Annotated in this window: 19 protein-coding genes and 2 tRNA genes; 12 read left to right on the top strand and 9 right to left on the bottom strand. The window is 33.8% G+C overall.

Features of this window, described 5'->3' with window-relative positions; genetic code table 11:
- Positions 1–80: 80 nt before the first annotated feature.
- The 3 genes from CVULP_RS06445 to CVULP_RS06435 all read left to right on the top strand — a co-directional run bounded on the left by CVULP_RS06445 (position 81) and on the right by CVULP_RS06435 (position 570).
- Positions 81–155: transfer RNA gene (locus CVULP_RS06445), tRNA-Gln, on the top strand.
- A 15-nt stretch (positions 156–170) separates the two neighbouring features.
- Positions 171–246 (top strand) — tRNA-Met (locus CVULP_RS06440).
- A gap of 96 nt (positions 247–342) precedes the next feature.
- Positions 343–570 (top strand): acyl carrier protein, encoded by a 228-nt coding sequence (locus CVULP_RS06435; RefSeq protein WP_099461264.1) that lies wholly within the window; start codon positions 343–345, stop codon positions 568–570.
- 1 nt (position 571) lies between these two features.
- On the opposite strand, the gene CVULP_RS06430 is transcribed toward CVULP_RS06435, so the two are convergent.
- Positions 572–1,807 (bottom strand): DUF2920 family protein, encoded by a 1,236-nt coding sequence (locus CVULP_RS06430; RefSeq protein ID WP_265415654.1) that lies wholly within the window; start codon positions 1,805–1,807, stop codon positions 572–574.
- Positions 1,808–1,869: 62 nt separating this feature from the next.
- On the opposite strand from CVULP_RS06430, the gene CVULP_RS06425 reads away from it, so the two are divergent.
- Both CVULP_RS06425 and CVULP_RS06420 read left to right on the top strand, forming a co-directional pair.
- Positions 1,870–3,366, top strand: a complete 1,497-nt coding sequence (locus CVULP_RS06425; protein WP_265415653.1) for an amino acid adenylation domain-containing protein — start codon at positions 1,870–1,872, stop codon at positions 3,364–3,366.
- Positions 3,353–4,087, top strand: a complete 735-nt coding sequence (locus CVULP_RS06420) for a GNAT family N-acetyltransferase (protein WP_099507748.1) — start codon at positions 3,353–3,355, stop codon at positions 4,085–4,087. Before CVULP_RS06425 ends, CVULP_RS06420 begins: the two co-directional genes overlap by 14 nt.
- Before the next feature lie 117 nt (positions 4,088–4,204).
- On the opposite strand, the gene lon is transcribed toward CVULP_RS06420, so the two are convergent.
- Both lon and CVULP_RS06410 read right to left on the bottom strand, forming a co-directional pair.
- On the bottom strand, positions 4,205–6,580 hold the full coding sequence (gene lon, locus CVULP_RS06415; protein ID WP_099507750.1) for an endopeptidase La: 2,376 nt from the start codon (positions 6,578–6,580) through the stop codon (positions 4,205–4,207).
- A 21-nt stretch (positions 6,581–6,601) separates the two neighbouring features.
- On the bottom strand, positions 6,602–7,249 hold the full coding sequence (locus CVULP_RS06410) for an outer membrane protein assembly factor BamD (RefSeq protein ID WP_099461867.1): 648 nt from the start codon (positions 7,247–7,249) through the stop codon (positions 6,602–6,604).
- A 139-nt stretch (positions 7,250–7,388) separates the two neighbouring features.
- On the opposite strand from CVULP_RS06410, the gene fliW reads away from it, so the two are divergent.
- Genes fliW through CVULP_RS06385 form a run of 5 tightly spaced genes read left to right on the top strand, consistent with a single transcriptional unit; the run spans position 7,389 to position 9,930 of the window.
- Positions 7,389–7,778: a flagellar assembly protein FliW gene (gene fliW / locus CVULP_RS06405; RefSeq protein WP_099461865.1), complete on the top strand. Its 390-nt coding sequence runs from the start codon at positions 7,389–7,391 to the stop codon at positions 7,776–7,778.
- Positions 7,778–8,512, top strand: a complete 735-nt coding sequence (locus CVULP_RS06400) for a pyrroline-5-carboxylate reductase (protein ID WP_099507752.1) — start codon at positions 7,778–7,780, stop codon at positions 8,510–8,512. Before fliW ends, CVULP_RS06400 begins: the two co-directional genes overlap by 1 nt.
- Positions 8,509–8,823, top strand: coding sequence for a type II secretion system protein (locus CVULP_RS06395; protein WP_099461861.1), 315 nt, complete (start codon positions 8,509–8,511; stop codon positions 8,821–8,823). The genes CVULP_RS06400 and CVULP_RS06395 overlap by 4 nt, the downstream gene beginning before the upstream one ends.
- Complete coding sequence (locus CVULP_RS06390; protein ID WP_099507753.1) at positions 8,807–9,481, top strand: PulJ/GspJ family protein; 675 nt, start codon at positions 8,807–8,809, stop codon at positions 9,479–9,481. The genes CVULP_RS06395 and CVULP_RS06390 overlap by 17 nt, the downstream gene beginning before the upstream one ends.
- The gene (locus CVULP_RS06385; RefSeq protein ID WP_099461856.1) at positions 9,478–9,930 is read left to right on the top strand and encodes a hypothetical protein; all 453 of its coding nucleotides are present in this window, start codon (positions 9,478–9,480) and stop codon (positions 9,928–9,930) included. Before CVULP_RS06390 ends, CVULP_RS06385 begins: the two co-directional genes overlap by 4 nt.
- Positions 9,931–9,938: 8 nt before the next feature.
- Here the strand turns inward: CVULP_RS06385 and rpsR are convergent, their stop codons facing one another.
- The 6 genes from rpsR to CVULP_RS06355 form a co-directional block, all read right to left on the bottom strand.
- Positions 9,939–10,199: a 30S ribosomal protein S18 gene (rpsR, locus tag CVULP_RS06380; protein WP_099461854.1), complete on the bottom strand. Its 261-nt coding sequence runs from the start codon at positions 10,197–10,199 to the stop codon at positions 9,939–9,941.
- 12 nt (positions 10,200–10,211) lie between these two features.
- A complete protein-coding gene (locus CVULP_RS06375; RefSeq protein ID WP_099461851.1) occupies positions 10,212–10,709 on the bottom strand; it encodes a single-stranded DNA-binding protein in 498 nt (165 codons plus the stop codon).
- An 8-nt stretch (positions 10,710–10,717) separates the two neighbouring features.
- Entirely contained in the window at positions 10,718–11,095 is a 378-nt protein-coding gene (rpsF, locus tag CVULP_RS06370; RefSeq protein WP_099461848.1) for a 30S ribosomal protein S6, read from the bottom strand.
- An 88-nt stretch (positions 11,096–11,183) separates the two neighbouring features.
- Positions 11,184–12,290: an RIP metalloprotease RseP gene (rseP, locus tag CVULP_RS06365; protein WP_099507755.1), complete on the bottom strand. Its 1,107-nt coding sequence runs from the start codon at positions 12,288–12,290 to the stop codon at positions 11,184–11,186.
- Positions 12,287–12,817, bottom strand: coding sequence for a CDP-diacylglycerol--glycerol-3-phosphate 3-phosphatidyltransferase (gene pgsA / locus CVULP_RS06360; protein WP_099507757.1), 531 nt, complete (start codon positions 12,815–12,817; stop codon positions 12,287–12,289). The genes rseP and pgsA overlap by 4 nt, the downstream gene beginning before the upstream one ends.
- Before the next feature lie 80 nt (positions 12,818–12,897).
- Positions 12,898–13,980 (bottom strand): CinA family protein, encoded by a 1,083-nt coding sequence (locus tag CVULP_RS06355; RefSeq protein WP_099507760.1) that lies wholly within the window; start codon positions 13,978–13,980, stop codon positions 12,898–12,900.
- 85 nt (positions 13,981–14,065) lie between these two features.
- On the opposite strand from CVULP_RS06355, the gene ileS reads away from it, so the two are divergent.
- Together ileS and gatA are read left to right on the top strand one after the other, a co-directional pair.
- Positions 14,066–16,816, top strand: coding sequence for an isoleucine--tRNA ligase (gene ileS, locus CVULP_RS06350; RefSeq protein WP_099507762.1), 2,751 nt, complete (start codon positions 14,066–14,068; stop codon positions 16,814–16,816).
- 96 nt (positions 16,817–16,912) lie between these two features.
- Positions 16,913–18,274 carry an Asp-tRNA(Asn)/Glu-tRNA(Gln) amidotransferase subunit GatA gene (gatA, locus tag CVULP_RS06345; RefSeq protein WP_099461838.1) on the top strand — a complete coding sequence of 454 codons (1,362 nt, stop codon included), beginning with the start codon at positions 16,913–16,915 and terminating at the stop codon, positions 18,272–18,274.
- The last annotated feature ends 3 nt before the right edge of the window (positions 18,275–18,277 follow it).

Raw genomic sequence — 18,277 nt, 5'->3', positions numbered from 1 at the left:
CTTTAGTAAATTAGGGTATTGTAGCTAAATTTACTTGACAAATAAATTAAAAAAAAGTATAATCTCACTTTCAATTTTGATGGGGTATCGCCAAGCGGTAAGGCAACAGGTTTTGGTCCTGTCATTCAGGGGTTCGAATCCCTTTACCCCATCCACTTCTAAACTCATAACGCGAAGTAGAGCAGTGGTTAGCTCGTCGGGCTCATAACCCGAAGGTCGGGAGTTCAAATCTCCCCTTCGCAACCAGATTATAATTTTTATCGTTTTTGACTTTTATCTAAATTTTTAACAGCAAAATGGGATTTTAGCGATAGTTCTGTATATTTTAAACAAGGAGGCGTAATGCAAATAATTAAAGAATTTTTTATGAAAATCGGTAGAGATGACATCGATGAAAATATGAAAAATTTGGTAAGCAATAATGAAATCGATAGTATTGATGTGATGGCTTTAGTCGCAGAGATAGAAAAGCACTATCAAAAAACTCTTGATAGAAAATATATCAAAATGACATATTTTGAGGATTTTGAAAGCATTAAAAAAATGCTAGATGAGGCTTATGGAAGTTAAATTAAGAAATTTCAAGAAGAAATTTCTCGCCCTCATCTTTGAAAGTGAAAATTTTATTTCCGCAAGGATAGCTAATTTCCCCCTGTCTTTGTGTGAAAACTTTCGTTCTAAATTGCTCTAAAATAGTGGGTAGTTCCTTACGAAAAAGCCCATTATCACTCATACCAAGGCTGTGATTTAAACTTCTAATGAATTTTTTATCTAGTTCTTTTTCATCTTTTATAAGATGTAGTTTTGCCTTAAAATCTAATGCTTTATAAAGCTCATAAAGCTTTTCTTTATCTTTTGCAGTGCCAAATTCATCATGGGCTGAGTGATAACTGATAAAAAGTGTATCCTTAGCATACTCACTTTGAATTTTTAAATGCTCTGTGTTAAGTAAAGAGCGAATTTTATAATGTGCCGGAGTAAAGCAATATTTAGAATTCGCATCACAAGTCCAAAAAGTTTTAGAATAAAGCCGTATCATCAAGTCCCCATCGTAAGTCGTAAGCTCACTTTGGTCGTTTCCAAGCTCCCTCCCCACAATGTAGTCTAATTGCGGTAAAGGCGAGCAAGAATTATCCAAAATGGCTTGAGCGTGCCACGGGGCAATTTTAGCGATTAAGTGTGCGAGGTAGCCCCCATAAGAGCTACCTCCATAAATCACAGGCAGGGAGGCTACCCCCCCCCCCCCCCGTGTGCTAGGGAGTTTTTTGTAAAGGTTTTTAAGGACAAAAATATGATCAAGTGCTGCCATAATGCCATAATTTTGATACTCATCATTGGCGGGGAGTATGGTATAGCTTAACCCTGCTAGGGTGGAGTCTTTTTTGATGAGACCTTGCTGTTTGTAATGCTTAATCCGTTCATTTAATAGGGGGTGGTAATGAAAAGCATTTAAATCATTTTGAAAAGGAATTTGAGTGTGCGTTAAAAGAGTTTTTAAATTGCGTATGTCTGGCTCAAAACTTGCAAGTTTAGCAGAATATCTTCTATCCTCCTCATTAAAACGATTGAAAAAACAATGATAAAAGACATTAACCGCTAAAACAGGAAAATTCTGTGCTAAATTTTGCCTCGCAAAATCCATAAAGCAAAGATTAGTGCTACTGCCAAAACCTCCTATGATAAAGACGATAGCCTCAAGTTCTTTTGTCTCATCATAGCTAATGCGGTATTCTAATTTTGCTTCTCTCTTAATCCCAAGTTCTACATCATCACAACTTTTAATCTTATAAGTTTTATCCACAAGCATTTTTTGCCTTTTGTTTTGAAATTTAGATTATTATACAAAAAAACGATGAAAGGCTAGAAAAGATGATATGTCATATTGATGACTTTTTACAAAAAAGTGTGAAAAAATTCCCTCAAAAAATGCTTTTTAAGGAAATGGGGGGAGTAAGTATCACTTATAAAGAATTTGATGATTTAAGTCAAAAGGTTGCTAGCAAACTTTTAAGCACTCTCACACCTACTTTTACGCAAAGTCCTATTTTAATCATCTTACCTAAAAGCATTAACACGCTTATTAGTTTTTTTGCTGTGGCAAAGAGTGGGAATTTTTATACCCTACTTGATGAAAAAATGCCCCTTGAAAGAATAGAAAAAATCATTAGTGTTTTAAAACCTAAGGCTTTCATCACTTCAAAAAGTTTAAATTTAAAGCTTGATTTAGCTACACTTTATACAGAAGATTTTGAAAGTTATGAAAGAGATGAAGAAGCTTTAACAAAGGCTAGATTAAGACATATTGATACCAATTTACTTTATGTCTTTTTTACAAGTGGTAGCACGGGAGTGCCTAAGGGAGTAAGCATAAGTCATAAAAGTGTGATTGATTATGCTTTTTGGGTGAGTGAGGAATTTGAGCTTGATGAAAATGAAGTGATAGCTAATCAAGCGCCGCTTTATGTCGATGCGTCCTTGCCTGACATCGTTGGAAGTGTGGTTAATGGAGGCTCACTACACCTTATCCCTAATGCCTCTTTTGCCTTTCCCGATGAAATTTTGTCTTATTTGGAAAAGGAAAAAATCACGATGATTTTTTGGAAGCCTGTGATTTATAATTATTTCGCGCCCGATAAAGAAAGTTTAAAACCTTATCCTTTAAAACATTTAAGGAAAATTTTATGCGGAGGGGATTTGCTTAGTGCTAAGACTTTAAACATTTGGCGTTCTCATCTCCCCCACACCCTCTTTGCCAATCTTTACGGACCAACTGAAATCACTGATGTGTGTTGTTTTTATAAGGTAGATAGAGAATTTAAAGATGATGAGCTTTTACCCATAGGAAAAGCTTGTAAAAATACAGAGCTTTTAGTCTTTGATGAAAATAAAAATTTCATTAATGAAGTAGGGAAAAAGGGAGAACTTTATGTAAGAGGAACTAGCCTTTCTTTAGGTTATTACAATGACACGGAAAAAACAAAAGCAGCCTTTATACAAAATCCTTTACATAACAATTATTTAGACTTACTTTATAAAACAGGAGATATTGTCGCTTATAATGAATTTGGGGAATTACTATGTTATGGAAGAATTGATAATCAAATCAAATTTAAAGGACATAGAATAGAGCTTGGTGAAATAGAAGCTGTGTTAAATTCCCACGCAAAGATTAAAAATAGTGCTTGTGTCTTTAAAGATGATAAACTCATTGCTTTTTATGAGAGTGAAGAGGAGCTTGATTTGAAGGGGTTTTGTAAGCAAAAATTGCCAGCTTATATGCTGCCAAAGCAGAGCATTAAACTTGCAAAACTTCCTTTAAACATTAATAGTAAGGTGGATAGGTTAGCCCTTTATGCGTCAATTTGAGGAATTTAAACGATTTTATTACGAGGGCTTTAAATTAAGTAACCATTTAGAAAATTTAAGCTTTTTTGAAGAAGAGCTTAAACTCCAAAATATCACAATCTTGCAAAATGGGGAGAATTTTTTCTTCTATGATAGGCATAACTTTTTATATTATTTCGTCCGTGAAGTGCGAGATTTTAAATTACAAAAAAGTTTTGTAAAAATTTTAGGTAAAAATCCTACCTATCTCACACAAAATGAAGAATTTCTTAAACTTAACGGCTTTAATATACTCATTAAACACGCTCAAATGCAACTTTTAAGCCCCACATTTACTCCGCAAAATTATTCTTTCATCGAAGAGGCTAAAAATGAAGATATTGCGGAGCTTAGGAAGTTTTTTTCGCAGTTTTTTGATACAACTTATCTTTTTTTATTTTCCTTAAAAGAACTTGAGGATAAATTACATCAATGCCTCATTTACAAAGAAAAGGGTAGAATTTGCGGAGGATTGCTTTATACTAATATTTTAAATGGCTTATATATCGACTTTATCGCTGTGCGTGAGAATTTAGCCCACAAAAATGTCGCCTTTGCCTTACTAAATACCCTCATCAAACGCCACCCAAAAACACAACTAAAACTTTTTGTAGATAAACTCAATCAAAAAGCCGTCCGCTTCTATGAGAAAGCAGGGTTTAGTTACACTAAAAACGAATTTAATTTTTATTTTAAAGAGTGATAATAGCGATTTTATCATTTTTCACTTTGTGAAATTTAAGCTTATTGAATTAGTATTTAATATCTATAAATAAGGGTTTTGGCTTCATACCCTCATTTATAGAAAATAATGCAAATATCACATTAAAGAATATTTTAACACTTCCTCAAATTCCCTTACAGCGATAATTTTCATATTGTCCCTTATTTCTTGTGGGATATCTTTTAAATCTCTTTCGTAATTTTTTGTAGGAATGAGTGCTGTTGTCATTTCAGCTTTATAAGCGGCTATAAGCTTTTCTTTTAAACCACCTATGGGCAGAACCCTCCCATTTAAGTCAAGCTCACCTGTCATCGCCACATCACTTCGCACCTTTTTTTCACTAAAAATGGACGCCATAGCCGTAGCCATAGTAATGCCAGCACTTGGTCCGTCTTTTGGAGTTGCTCCATCTGGGACATGGATATGGAGATTATATTGCTCATAGATATTTGTTTTGCTATCCAACAAAGCTTTTTTAGGAAATTTAAGTTTGCCTTCATCAATTAGGACTTTAATGACGCTAAAGGCGATTTTGGCAGATTCTTTCATCACATCACCTAAAGAACCTGTTAGCATCAATTCACCTTTGCCCTTAATTTTAATTGCCTCAACCTTTAGCACATCTCCACCCACAGCAGTCCAAGCTAGTCCATTAACCTGCCCTATTTTATTTTCTCTTTCTCTTTTTTGAATTTCATAGACTTTTTTATCTAAGAAAGTGTGTAAATTTTTAGCATTAATGTTAATTTTCTTAGTTTCTTCAAGTAAAATTTGTTTGGCAGTCTTACGGCAAAGCTCGGCAATTTTACGGCGTAAAGTTCTTACACCAGACTCTCTAGTATAATCACTAATGAGTAATTCAATCCCATCTTTACTCACACTGAATTCGCTAGCTTTTAAGCCGTGCTTTTTAAGCTCATCTGGGATAAGATAATTTTTTGTGATTTGAAATTTTTCATTAGGCGTATAAGAACTTAGCTCGATAAATTCCATTCTATCTCTTAATGGAGAGGGGATATTGCTAATATCATTTGCAGTGGCAATGAAAATAGCTTTACTTAAATCCAAATTAAAATTAAGATAATAATCCCTAAATTTAGAGTTTTGCTCTGGGTCTAAAATTTCTAGTAAAACAGCAGATGGATCACCTCTAAAGCTGCGATTAAGCTTATCTATCTCATCAAGCACGATGACTGGATTAATTTGTCCAGCCTCTATCAAGCCCTGCGTAATGCGTCCAGGCATTGCTCCTATATAAGTGCGACGATGTCCGCGAAGCTCATTGACGTCTTCAAGTCCTCCTAAAGCTATGCGAATCAATTCTCTTTTAAGTGCTTTTGCTACGGAATTTGCAAGAGAGGTTTTACCCACGCCCGGAGGTCCGTAAAAGCATAATATAACTTTTGCTCCGTCTTTATCATTTATCTTTCTTTTTTCTAAAAGCTCACGCACGGCAAAATATTCTTCAATGCGTCTTTTAGGCTTTTCTAAGGCGTAATGGTCGTGTTCTAATTGCTTAATAACTTCTTTAATGCTAAGTTTTTTCTTAGAAATTTTTTCAAAAGGCACATCAAGAGCCGTTTCTATGTAGGTTTGTATCATAGAGGCTTCTGAATTGTCTTGATGAATTCTGTCAAATTTTTCAATTTGCTTTTTGATTTCTTTGTAGGCATCTTCGTGCATAAAAGGCTTTTTGAGTTCTAGTTTTTTGTAATATTCTTTGACTTCATCTTCTTTTTGTGTGTCTGAGCCCAATTCTCTTTGAATTTGTCTTAATTGCTCTTTAAGAAAATATTCTTTATTTGCTTTGTCAATTCTTAAGTGTGCCTTATTTTTGATATCTTTTTGTAAGCGATTGGTTTCGATTTCTTCCACTAACAAATCAATAAGTTTGATAAGTTTGATTTCTAAATTTGAAAGGATAAAAAATTCGTAAGCATCTTGCTTTTTTATCCTTATGGTATTTAAAATCAAATCGCAAATTCTTGAAGCATCGACACCCTCTTCAATGGTTCTTAGCAAATCGGGTGAAAAATAATGGCTAATGTTAGAGAGAATTTTTACTTTTTCCTTTACAACATCTAAAAGAGCTTTCTTTTTTTTGGGTTCTAGTTCTTCTTCGATTATGGGTTCAATTCTAGCTTCTAGGGGTTTGTTAGAAATTCTTTTTGTAATTCTCGCTTTAGAATGCCCTTGAAAAAGAATTTTTATGCGTCCATCTGGTAAAGGCACTTTTCTCATTATGCTGCCTATAACGCCACAATCATAAATTTCATCAAAACTTCGACCATTTTCATATTTTGAAGGGGCAACGAAAATCATATTATCATCTTTAAGAGCTTTATCTAAAGCACTAGAATTTTTAGAATCGTTAATAAAGATGGGTGTTATCATAAAAGGATATAAAAATAGCTCATCTTCAATTAAAACGGGAAAAATTTGCCTAACAGCCACTATGTCTTCTAATTCCATCATTTCTCCTATTTTTAACTCTTAAAATTTTTCAAATATTGCTCTATACCAAGGAAGTTCAGGTGTTATAATACTTCTTTCAAAAAATTCTGATTGTTGTAATTTTTCTTGGTAAATCTCATAGCTTTGTTGTCTATCTGTTCTATTGTATAAATCCGCTATGGTGCTGTCTAAATAAAACACGGCAATATTAAATTTTGTCAGCATAGTTTGCACTAAAGGCTTGTATTGTGTGTTTGGATATTCTTTTAGAAAATTATCGATTTCTTGCTGACTTTGGAGCATTAAGGCTTGATTGCGATTTGGCACAGCAAAGGCTTCAAATTTAGCTTTTATTTTAAGATAGCGCGTATAATCGACATTTTTGGAATTTCCAAATTTTTTATTATATTCATCTAAGTAAAATTCAGCTAGTTGATATTCCTCTTCGTCCATATGTGCTTGAGCTAGTATGATGAGTATAGGCTCTAATAGAGGGTCTGCAATATGCTCACTTGCCATACCGCTATAATGCGTGTCCGCCTTTTCTAAATCTTTATCCTGTAAATCCTTAATAATTTGCGCATACCATTGTGATGGGCTAAGATTATAAAGCTCATCTTTATTTTTCGTGCTACAAGCTGTGAAAAAAGTGATAATCAAAGATAAAATCAATAATTTCTTTTTCATCGATAAACCTTACTTAAAATAAAAGCGTAATTTTAATCAAATTTGATTAATAAGCCTTAATTTCGTAAAAAAATAAAAAATTGGAATTATTATTGCTTATTTATGTTAAAATTAAAATTATAAAACTTGAGGAGATAAAATGACTCTAGCTGTTAAGTGCCCTATCTTGGGTTTTGAAGAAACTAAGAATATGGAATTTACAACCATAGATGAGATATTTGTCAGGCTTAAAAGCCTTGATGGCAAGGACTTCTCTTTTGTTCTCATTAATCCCTATCTCATACGCCCTGATTATGAATTTGATATACCTACTTATTACCAGGAATTACTTTCACTCACGCCAGAATCTAAACAGCAGGTTTTTAATATAGTCGCTTTAGCAAAGACTATTGAAGAATCCACGGTAAATTTTCTTGCTCCAGTAGTAATTAATTTAGATAATAATACTATGGCACAAGTTATTTTAGATACGGTCCATTATCCTGATTTTTTTCAAGCAGAAAAAATTTCTAATTACATTAAAAAATAATGTCTAGCATTTATATCCTTGCAAATGGTGCTATGGCGAGTGCCTTAGCTTATGGTTTGAGAGATTTTTATGAAATTTATATAGTGGGGCGTGAGGTTCAAAAACTTGAATATTTAAGAAAAGAAGGTTTTAAGACTTTACTTTATAACGAATTTGATTTGGAAAATAAAAATGTTATTTTAGCTTTTAAACCTTACGCTTTAAATGAAATGTCTCAAATTTTAAAAGGAGAGGCAAGAATTTTAATTTCTGTTTTGGCAAATACTAGCTTGAAAGATTTAGAGTGTATTAGAGCTCAAAATATTGCAAGGATTATGCCAAATGTCGCTGCTAAATATAAAGCTTCTACCACGCCTTTTATCTTAAAAAATGGGCTTTTTAAAGAAGAGATAGTGCAAATTTTAACAAGTTTTGGTAATGCTTATGAATTAAGTAGTGAAAAGCAAATGCCAAGTGCTATGGCTTTAAGTGGCTGTGCGCCAGCTTTTCTTTCTTTAGTGGCTGAGGCTCTTGCAAATGGGGGTGTGTATAGGGGTTTAGATAAGGAGTTAAGTTTAAAGCTCACGCAAGGACTTTTTGAAAGCTTTTCTACACTTTTAGCTCACGAGCACCCAGCTCTTATCAAAGAAAGTGTTTGCTCACCTGCTGGTGTGAGTATAAAAGGCGTGAAGGTGTTGGAAGAAAGGGCTATTAGAGCGGCATTTATGGAGGCTGTTTATATCAGCTCCAAATGAAAAGAGCATTTTCTTTTGTCGAGCTTGTAATTTCTATAATTATCTTGGCTTTTATTTTTAGTTCAATTTCGCTTTTTTATACACAAGTTGATAAAAATAATGCAACCTTAAAGTTTTTTGAAAGACTCTACGCCCTTGAAGCAAGACTTTTAATGCATTCAAATGATAGAGAAATTTTTGTTGCTAATGATATGCTAAAACCCTTACGATTAAAAGAGACAATTGTAAAAGATGAAATTTTTGAATTAAAAAAAATAGAGCCTTTTGATAAAGCTTATAGGCAGTATTTTTACAATGAAAAAAGCTTTTAGTTTGCTTGAATTAATGATTGTTTTGATTATTTTTTCTATTATTTTTATGCTTATGGCAAAGCCTTTGAGAGAATTTTATTTATTACACTTAAAGTCTTTGGAGCAAAATGAAGTGATTTTAAAATTAAATCAAACTCTATTCAATTTGGAAAATATCCTTTTAAAATGTGTAAATTTGGAATTTACAAATGAAAATTTCTCCTGTTTTTTGAAAGATGATGAAAGTATTTTTGTGCTTGAAAATGGTAAGTTAAAATTAGTCAATTCAATGTTGATTTTAAAAAATCATACGAGCTTTTATTCTCCAAAGAGTGATTTTGCTCATCTTTTGCAAAATAAAATAGATCTTTTTAAAGATAAAGATGGGAGCTTTTATGCTTTAAAGGATGGAAAAGTTGAGCTTTTAAATCCTGCAAATTTTCAAAGTGAGGGAGTTTTTTATCCCTTAAAAGCCAAAGTTGAATTCAAATTTGAAGATAACGCTTTAAAATACACCTTCAAACCCAAAATATTTAATGAAAATTTGAAACAAGAGGCTTTGTTGCTCGATTTTGTCCAAGATTTTAGATTGAGAGAGCAAAATGGAGCTTTATGGATTAAAATTTGTGTGCAGAAATCACATTTTTCACATTGTTTAGAAAAAATGCTTATCCTATGAAAAAAGCTTATGTTTTACTTGGTGTCGTATTTTTAACGCTTTTTGTGGGATTTTCGATAAGTGTGGGATTAAATATTTCAAGCTATACGCCAAGATTTTTAAAAGATAGTTATGCTTATACTCAAGCTAAAATTTTAAGAACAAACACTAAAGAACTTGCTAAATATGCCCTTTTTCAAGCTAAAAAAGAGGGATTTGAGTGCTTAAATTCCATCAGCTTTTCTTATCCTAATGTTAAAGATAAAATCAAGTTTGAATATTTTTATGCCTTTGCTGAATGTCAAAATGGTCGTTTGATAAATATTAATTCAGATGCAAATTTATCTAAGGACGGCGTGATTATTGTGAATATTAGCGTGTTTTCAAAGCTAAATGAAGGAGTTAATGAAGAAATTTTCATTAATGAAAAGCTAAGGCTAGTCGCAAAAGAGAACTTTTGGACGCCTTAGGGTAGTTTTTATAATCCCTCAAAAGGATTATTAATTACATTTTTTCTATCGACTATATAAGGGATAAGAGCTACATGTCTTGCACGCTTTATGGCTAATTCTACCATTTCTTGATATTTCTTGCTTGTGCCTGTTAAACGGCGTGGCATAATTTTAAAGCGTTCAGATAAAGCGTGTTTTAGCATCGTTGTGTCTTTATAGTCTATAAATTCAACCTTAGCCTCTGTATATTTGCAATATTTGCGTGAATATTTTCTTTTCTCTGCCATAATTTTTCCTTTTTAAAATGGTAAATCGCTGTCATCACTATCATAAGCATCGACATCGATTTCTCTAATTTTCTCTTGATTTTGATTGGGAGTTTTTTGTGCAGGTTTTTTGCTATTTTCATTAGTGTAAGGATCGTAGCTTTGTGTTTCTGCGTAATTGTTAGGGGTAAAATTATTTGCACCATTTTGATTATTACCCAGCATTTCCATATTTTCAATTTGAACGCTATGTTTAGAGCGATTTTGACCATTTTGATCAGTCCATTGATCAAATTTTAAACGCCCCTCAACGAGAAGTTTGCTTCCTTTTGAAAGATATTGATTTGCTACTTCTGCTTGTCTGCCAAAAAAGGTAATATCAACAAAACAAGTTTCTTCGCGTTTCTCGCCATTGACACTAAATTTCCTTGTAACAGCGATAGCGGAAGAACCTATGGCTGTTCCACTTTGCCCATAACGCATTTCTATATCTCTAGTAAGATTTCCAATCAAAACAACTTTGTTAAACATCTTTTTACCTATTGAATTTCAGGGGCTTCTATAGGTTTAATTTCTTTTTTTGACTGCTTGATACCTTGAGAAAGCTTTTCCCAAGCGGAAATTTCTTTCTTATTTTCATATTTAACAATCAAAAATCTTATAACCTCTTCGGTAATTCTAAGCACCCTTTCAAGCTCGGCAATTAGACTTGTAGGAGCTTTGAAATAAATGACAAAATAAGTTCCTCTTTCGTATTTTTTGATTTTATACGCGAGTTTTCTTGTGCCCATAGGCACAATGGTTTGAATTTCTGCACCATTTTTACTAAGAATTTCTTTAACGAATTCCAACTTCGTGCTAACTTCTTCTTCGGTTAGCGTAGGCTTTAAAATAAATAAAACCTCATAATGTTTCATCTTTTCTCCTTGTGGATATTAAGCCCATTTTCACAGGCAAGGATTGCAAGGGCGAATTATAGCTAAATATACTTAAGTTATGTTAAATTTAATTTTGCGTTAGTCTTACTATGTCATTAAAGGTCGCAAAAAGCATTAGGCTTAAAAGTAAAGCCATACCGCCATAACTTAGATATTCAAAGGCTTTTTGTGGAACTTCTTTTTTGAAAATAAGGGCGTAAAAATTAAATAAAATATGTCCTCCATCGAGCATAGGTATGGGTAAAAGATTTAAAATTCCAAGATTGATAGAAATTAAAGCTGTGATAAATAAAAGCCACGAAAGACTTATTTCTGCAGCTTTTGAAGTCAAATCAACCATAGTAATGATGCCGCCTAAATTTTTTGCTTCTATATCGCCATTGATGAGTTTGAAAAGTCCTTTTATAATAAGAGTAGAAGCTTTTATGCTTTCATCTAAGGCATAGCTTAAACTTTGTAAGCCTGTGTAGCTAACGCTTATTTTTTCATTACTTGGAGCTATTCCAAGTTGCAGTTTTGGCATGATTTGTCCAAATTCATTATAAGCTTGTCCAGTTTTTGGTGTAATGAGAAAATTTAAAAGCTTTTCTTCTCTTTGAATTTCGATTATTAAGGCGTTTGGAGTGAGTAGGGCAGGGATTTCATCAAAACTTTGAATTTTGACACCATTGATACTTTTAATGATATCTCCTTCTAAAAGTCCCATCTCTTGTGCGGCTGAATTGGGAGCGATGAAGCCTATTTTAGCGGAGGCTTTTTCTAAGCCCAAATTTGCTATGGCGATGTAAAGCAAAAAGGCTAAAAGGAGATTGAAAAAGGGTCCTGCAAAGAGTATGTAAATTTTTTGGAGAGGAGAAAGTGAGCCGTAGCTATCTTTATCGTAATTTCTTAAAGCGGGATTTAAATCATCTTGCCCTTTAAGTTTGACATAACCTCCAAGTGGTAAGACACTCAAGCGGTATTTTGTGTTTTTAAATTCTCTCTCAAAAAAGCTTTTGCCAAAACCTATGCTAAAAATTTCTACCCTTATACCTAAAGATTTTGCGGCTAAAAAATGTCCTAATTCGTGAAAAAATATTAAAAAGGAAATGGCAAAAATAGTCGCTAAAAATTGCACGGAGTAAAATTTTAAGCCTAAAATTAAGATGATCAAAAGAAAAAGAAGGCTTTTCATTGTTTTTTCCTATGTTTGATATAGTGATAAACATATTCAAAACCCGAGTAAATCGTAAGTGCAAGGGCAATGTAAAGCAAAATATCACCAAAAATCCAATCAAGCATCAAAAAGATGATGGCGGTCATTTGAAAGCCTGTTTTAAGCTTACCTGCAAAAGAAGCACTCACATCTAAATTTTCACTCACCATAACAACTCTAAAGCCTGTGATAAAAAACTCACGCACTAAAATAAGGTAAATTACCCATTCATTTGCCCTATCTAAAAGCAAAAGCCCTAAAAAAGCGGCTAAGATAAGCATTTTATCTGCTAAAGGGTCTAAAATAGCACCCAATTTTGTCGTCTGCCCCCAATTTCTTGCTATAAATCCGTCAAAAAAATCACTTAAAGCCGCTAAAGAAAAAAGTAGAGTGGCAAAATAATTAATCCAGCTTTGATGCACATTTTCAAAGGGAAAGGTAAGGACAAAAAATAAAAGCGGTGCTAAAATCATTCTTAAAATAGCTAGAAAATTTGGTAAATTCATTTTTGACCCTGTTGAAAATGAGAAATCTTGCAAAAATATTATAGAAATTTAATAAATCATCATTAAATTTTTATTGAAAATTAAATGAAAATTTCAGGCTTAAGTTTCATCATAAGGCAAAAGGCAGCTAAAACGGCTTGCTTTTGTATGAAAATTCTATCTCCTTTTAGTTGCAAAAGTTCTTGGATATAAGTTCCATCTTTAAACATCGCTCCTATATAAATATTGCCTGCTTTTATGTCCTTATCTTCACCCTCAGCCACTCCGCTTAAGGCTAGGGCAAAATCGGGCTTTGCCGTTTTAAAAATCCCTTTAAGCATAAAATAAACACAACGCTCACTATACTCTCCACCATTTTCTAAAATACTCTCGCTAATACCCAACCACTCGTGTTTTAAGCGGTTTGAATAGCTTACAATAGAACCTTCAAAAATTGCACTTATGCCTGAAATTTTACTAAGCTCACTCGCACAAAGTCCCCCCGTGCAGCTTTCCGCAAAGGAGATTTTAAGCCCCTTTTGCATTAATTTAGAAACGATAAAACGCAAAGGGTCTTTACCTAAAAAGAATTTTTGTGCAAATAAATTTGAAACACTTTGTAAAAAGCCATCAAGTGTACCGCCGTGAAAATCGCTCACTTTTAGTAGGGTAAGATTATCTAAAATTTTGCTCGATTTTAGACTCACTTTATAGCTTTTTGTTAGGGTTTCGAGTAAAAGTAGGGCACTTTCTTCATCGATTCCAAAAAGACAAAAATACTCATAGCCTAAGTCAATTTTTCCCAAAAGTTTTGGCATAGTTTCCTCAATGTCGATTTTTAAAAGATTGACTTTAGAATTTTCAAATTCACAAGCAAAACTATTGTGAGTATAAAGAGCTTTATCGGGCACAAGATTTTGTTCTTTTAAGATAAGATTATCATCGCTTAATGTGGCTAAAATTTTTGCTACTATGGCGTAATTTTGTGTGCTAGCAAAAATTGTTATAAAATCATAATCTTGCATTAATTTTTCTAGTAAAAAGGGGAGTTCTTTATCGCTCTTTGTTTGGATATGAATTTCATTAATTTCTTTAAATTTTTCTTCATAAGCCCTAAAAATATAATCTTTATAAGCAGGATGTAAGATAAGCTCATCTCCTAAAATAAAAAGCAAATGTTTCATAAAATTCCCTTTTTCTTAGAATTATAACCAAATTTAAACTTAAATGCAGTAAAATTTGGAATTTAAAAAAACTTAGGTGCGAATGATGGATTACAAAGAAACTTTACTTTTACCTAATACCAGCTTTGCGATGAGGGCAAATTTAGCGGAATTTGAAAAGGAACGCTTTAAAAAATGGTTTCATCAAAATTATGCGTATGAGAAAATGAAAGCTAAACGGCAAAATGCGACGCAAAGTTTTACTTTGCACGATGGTCCCCCTTATGCAAATGGGCATATTCACATAGGACACGCTTTAAATAAAATTTTAAAAGAAACGATTATTAAACTTCATTATTTTAAAGGTGAAAGGGTGCGATTTACGCCCGGATGGGACTGCCACGGCTTACCGATAGAACAACAAGTTGAAATCAAACTTGGCGAAAAAAAGAAAAATTTAAGCAAAAAAGAAATTCGTCATTTTTGTAGAAAACACGCAAAAGAATTCGTGGATATTCAAAAAGAGGAATTTAAAAGTCTTGGTGTGATAGCAGATTGGCAGCAACCTTACTTGACTATGGATTATGCTTTTGAAGCAGAGATTTACCGCACTCTTTGTGAGGTGGCTAAAAAAGGACTTTTGGTGGAACGCTCCAAACCTGTATTTTGGAGCTGGGCGGCAAAGTCAGCTTTAGCAGAAGCGGAGGTAGAGTATCAGGATAAAGAAGATTATTCCACTTTTGTAGCTTTTGATTTAGGCGAGGAGGCTTTAAAAAGGCTTGGAGTGCGGAAGGCAAAGGCTGTGATTTGGACAACTACACCTTGGACTTTGGTGGCAAATCAAGCCATAGCCTTAAATCCTAATGAGCTTTATGTTTTGACAAAAGAAGGGCTTATTTTTGCAAAAGCTTTGCTTAAAAATATGACAGAACTTAATTTCACTAAGGGTGAAATTGATCAAGAATTTGAGGCTAAAATTTTAGAAAAAAGCACAGCGATTAATCCTCTTAACCTTAGAAATTCCTCATTTATCTTAGGTGAGCATGTTTTAATGGACGGAGGCACAGGGCTTGTGCATACGGCACCAGGACACGGCGAAGATGATTATTATGCGTGTTTAAAATATGGGATTGAAGTGTTGATGCCTGTTGATGAGGCGGGTTTGTATGATGAGACTTTAAGGACTAAGAAACTTTTACCAGAAGAGCTTTTGAGCGAGTTTATAGGACTGCATATTTTTAAAGCAAATGAGAGAATTTTGGAACTTTTAGGGGATAATCTTATCCACGCTTCGAAATTTATACACTCTTATCCTTTTTGCTGGAGGACACATAAGCCCGTGATTTACCGTGCGACTAAGCAATGGTTTATCGCAATAAACGAGGCAAAATTAGATGGCAAAAGCTTAAGAGAAAAGGCAAAAGAGGAACTTTTAAAGACAAAATTTTATCCTGAAAATGGTGCAAAAAGAATAGGTTCTATGGTGGAAAATCGCCCTGATTGGTGTATTTCAAGGCAAAGAGATTGGGGAACGCCCATAGCCTTTTTTAGAGATAAGACAAGTAAGAAAGTCATTTTTGATGATGAGGTTTTAGAATTTATTGCAAAGATTTTTGAAGAAAGGGGTGCTGATGCGTGGTGGGAGCTTGACATTAGTGAGCTTTTACCGCCAAATTCTAAATATAAACCTCAAAATTTAGAAAAAGTTTATGATATTTTAGATGTATGGTTTGATAGTGGTAGCACTTGGAAAGCTGTTTTAGAAGGCGTTAAATTTGACGCAGGGGAAAAGATAGCTAATATGTATTTAGAAGGAAGCGACCAGCATAGAGGCTGGTTTCAAAGCTCTTTACTTTTAAGTGTGGCTTTGAGGGGGTGTGCTCCTTATGAAAATGTCCTTACACATGGATTTACCATAGATGAAAAGGGGCAAAAAATGAGTAAGTCTAAGGGCAATACCATAGCTCCTGATTATGTTGCTAAAACTTATGGGGTGGAGATTTTAAGGCTATGGGTGTTTTTGAGTGATTATTCTACGGATTTAAAAATTTCTGAAAATATTCTTAAACAAGTCAGTGAGCAATACCGAAAAATTCGCAATACCATAAGATTTTTACTTGCTAATACCAATGATTTGGACAATATGAAAGACGCTGATTTTTCTTTCATTGATAAATGGATTTTAACAAGGGCTAGTCGTGTTTTTAAAATGAGTGAAGAGGCATTTTTAAATTATGAATTTGCGAAAGGCTTTAATGCTTTGCTTAATTTTTTAATTGCCGATTTGAGCGGAATTTATTTAGATATTAGCAAAGATAGGCTTTATTGTGAAGCTAAAACGAGCCTTAAGCGTAAAAGTTCGCAAATTGCGATGGCTTTGATTGCCAGAAAGCTTTTAAGCCTTTTAGCACCATTTTTAACTTATAGTGTTGATGAGGCACTAGAGCATACAAATACTTGTATTAAAAACGATGCTTTAGATGTGTTTGATTTAAATTTTAGTGAAAAATTTGACTTTAATTTTGGCATTGAAGATGAGTTTTTACTGAAAGTTAGGGAGGGCTTTTTTGAAAATATCGACAAGCTTAAAAAAGATAAAATGATAAAATCGACCCTTGAATTAATTTTACAAACAAATTCAAGTCAAATCAATGCCTTATCAGAAAGTGAGATGAAAGACTGGTTTATGGTAAGTGGGCTTGAACATTTACATAGTGGTGAAAAACTTTGCGAATTTGAGGTGGAAAATGAGCGTTTTGCCATTATAAAAGCAAAACTTCATAAATGCGAAAGGTGTTGGAAATTTGAAGCGATTGAGGACATTTGTCCGCGTTGTGCTGGAGTTTTAAATGTTTGAAAATCCTATGCCAAATGAACTACTCATTAGCACCATAGTTGCCGTGCTTTTATTGAGTGCTTTGGCTGTGGTTTTGATTAAGAAAAAAGGATAAAAATGATCACTTTAAAAGAAGCGTTAAAATACTCTAAAAATGAGCTTGAGGCTTTAAAAAAAGAACTTAATGAAAGAGCAAAAAAGCAAAGGCAAATCGGTGCTTTTGTGGAGCAATTTTTGGGTTGTGATTTAAATAACTCAGGCGAGGGTGTGCCTGTGGCGATTAAAGATAATATCAGCGTTAAGGATTGGAATCTTACTTGTGGAAGTAGGATTTTGCAAGGCTATGTCGCCCCTTACGATGCAAGTGCTATTGTGAATTTGAAAAAAAACGGCTTTTCTCCTTTTGGTCGTGCCAATATGGACGAATTTGCTATGGGAAGTTCGACTGCAAGCTCTTTTTATGGTAGGACTTTAAATCCGCTTGATTTTTCACGCGTTCCGGGTGGTTCAAGTGGTGGGAGTGCGGCGGCAGTAGCGGCAAATTTGGCTTTGGCAAGTTTAGGAAGTGATACGGGAGGCTCGGTAAGACAACCTGCAGCTTTTTGTGGGTGCGTGGGCTTTAAGCCAAGTTATGGCAGAGTGAGTCGTTACGGACTTGCTGCTTATTCTTCAAGCTTAGACCAAATCGGTGTTTTAACGCAAAATGTCGAAGATGCAGCCTTGCTTTACGATGCCATTGCGGGACACGATGAAAAGGATAGCACAAGTGCAAATATCGAGTTTAAGCCTACAAGCACAAATTTAAACGCAAATGTTAAACTTAAAATCGCCGTGATAGAAAATTATATTAACGCCGCAAGTGAGGAGGTGAAATCTGCTCTTTTAAGAAGCATAGAGGCTTTAAAGGCACACGGACACGAAATAGTTTATAGAACTTTGCAAGATTACGAATTTGACATTGCGGCTTATTATATCATTGCTACGGCTGAAGCAAGTGCAAATTTAAGCCGTTATGATGGGGTGCGTTATGGAAGACGCAGTGAGCATTGTGAAAATTTAAAAGATATGTATGTAAATACACGCAGTGAGGGCTTTGGTGAAGAGGTTAAGCGTAGAATTTTGCTTGGAACCTTTGTTTTAAGTAGTGGATATTATGACGCTTATTATATTAAGGCACAAAAGGCTAGAGCTTTCATCAAGACTAAGTATGAGGAAATTTTGCAAGATTGCGATTTGATTTTTATGCCGGTTACGCCAACAACTGCTTTTACTTTTGATACGCAAAAAAGCCCTATGCAAAATTATTTGGAGGACATTTATACCATTTCTGTGAATTTAGCAGGACTTGGAGGCATTAGTGTGCCTGTGGGTAAGGATAAAAATGGACTTAACATTTCTGCCCAGCTAATTTGTGGGGCTTATGAGGAACAAACCTTACTCAATGGTGCTTTAAATTTGGAAAAAATTGTAAAGGAGTAAAGT

Origin of the sequence: Campylobacter vulpis, from assembly GCF_014217995.1 — a bacterium.
In the GTDB taxonomy this organism is placed as follows: Bacteria; Campylobacterota; Campylobacteria; order Campylobacterales; family Campylobacteraceae; genus Campylobacter_D; species Campylobacter_D vulpis.
This window is presented reverse-complemented; position numbering and strand designations above follow the sequence as displayed.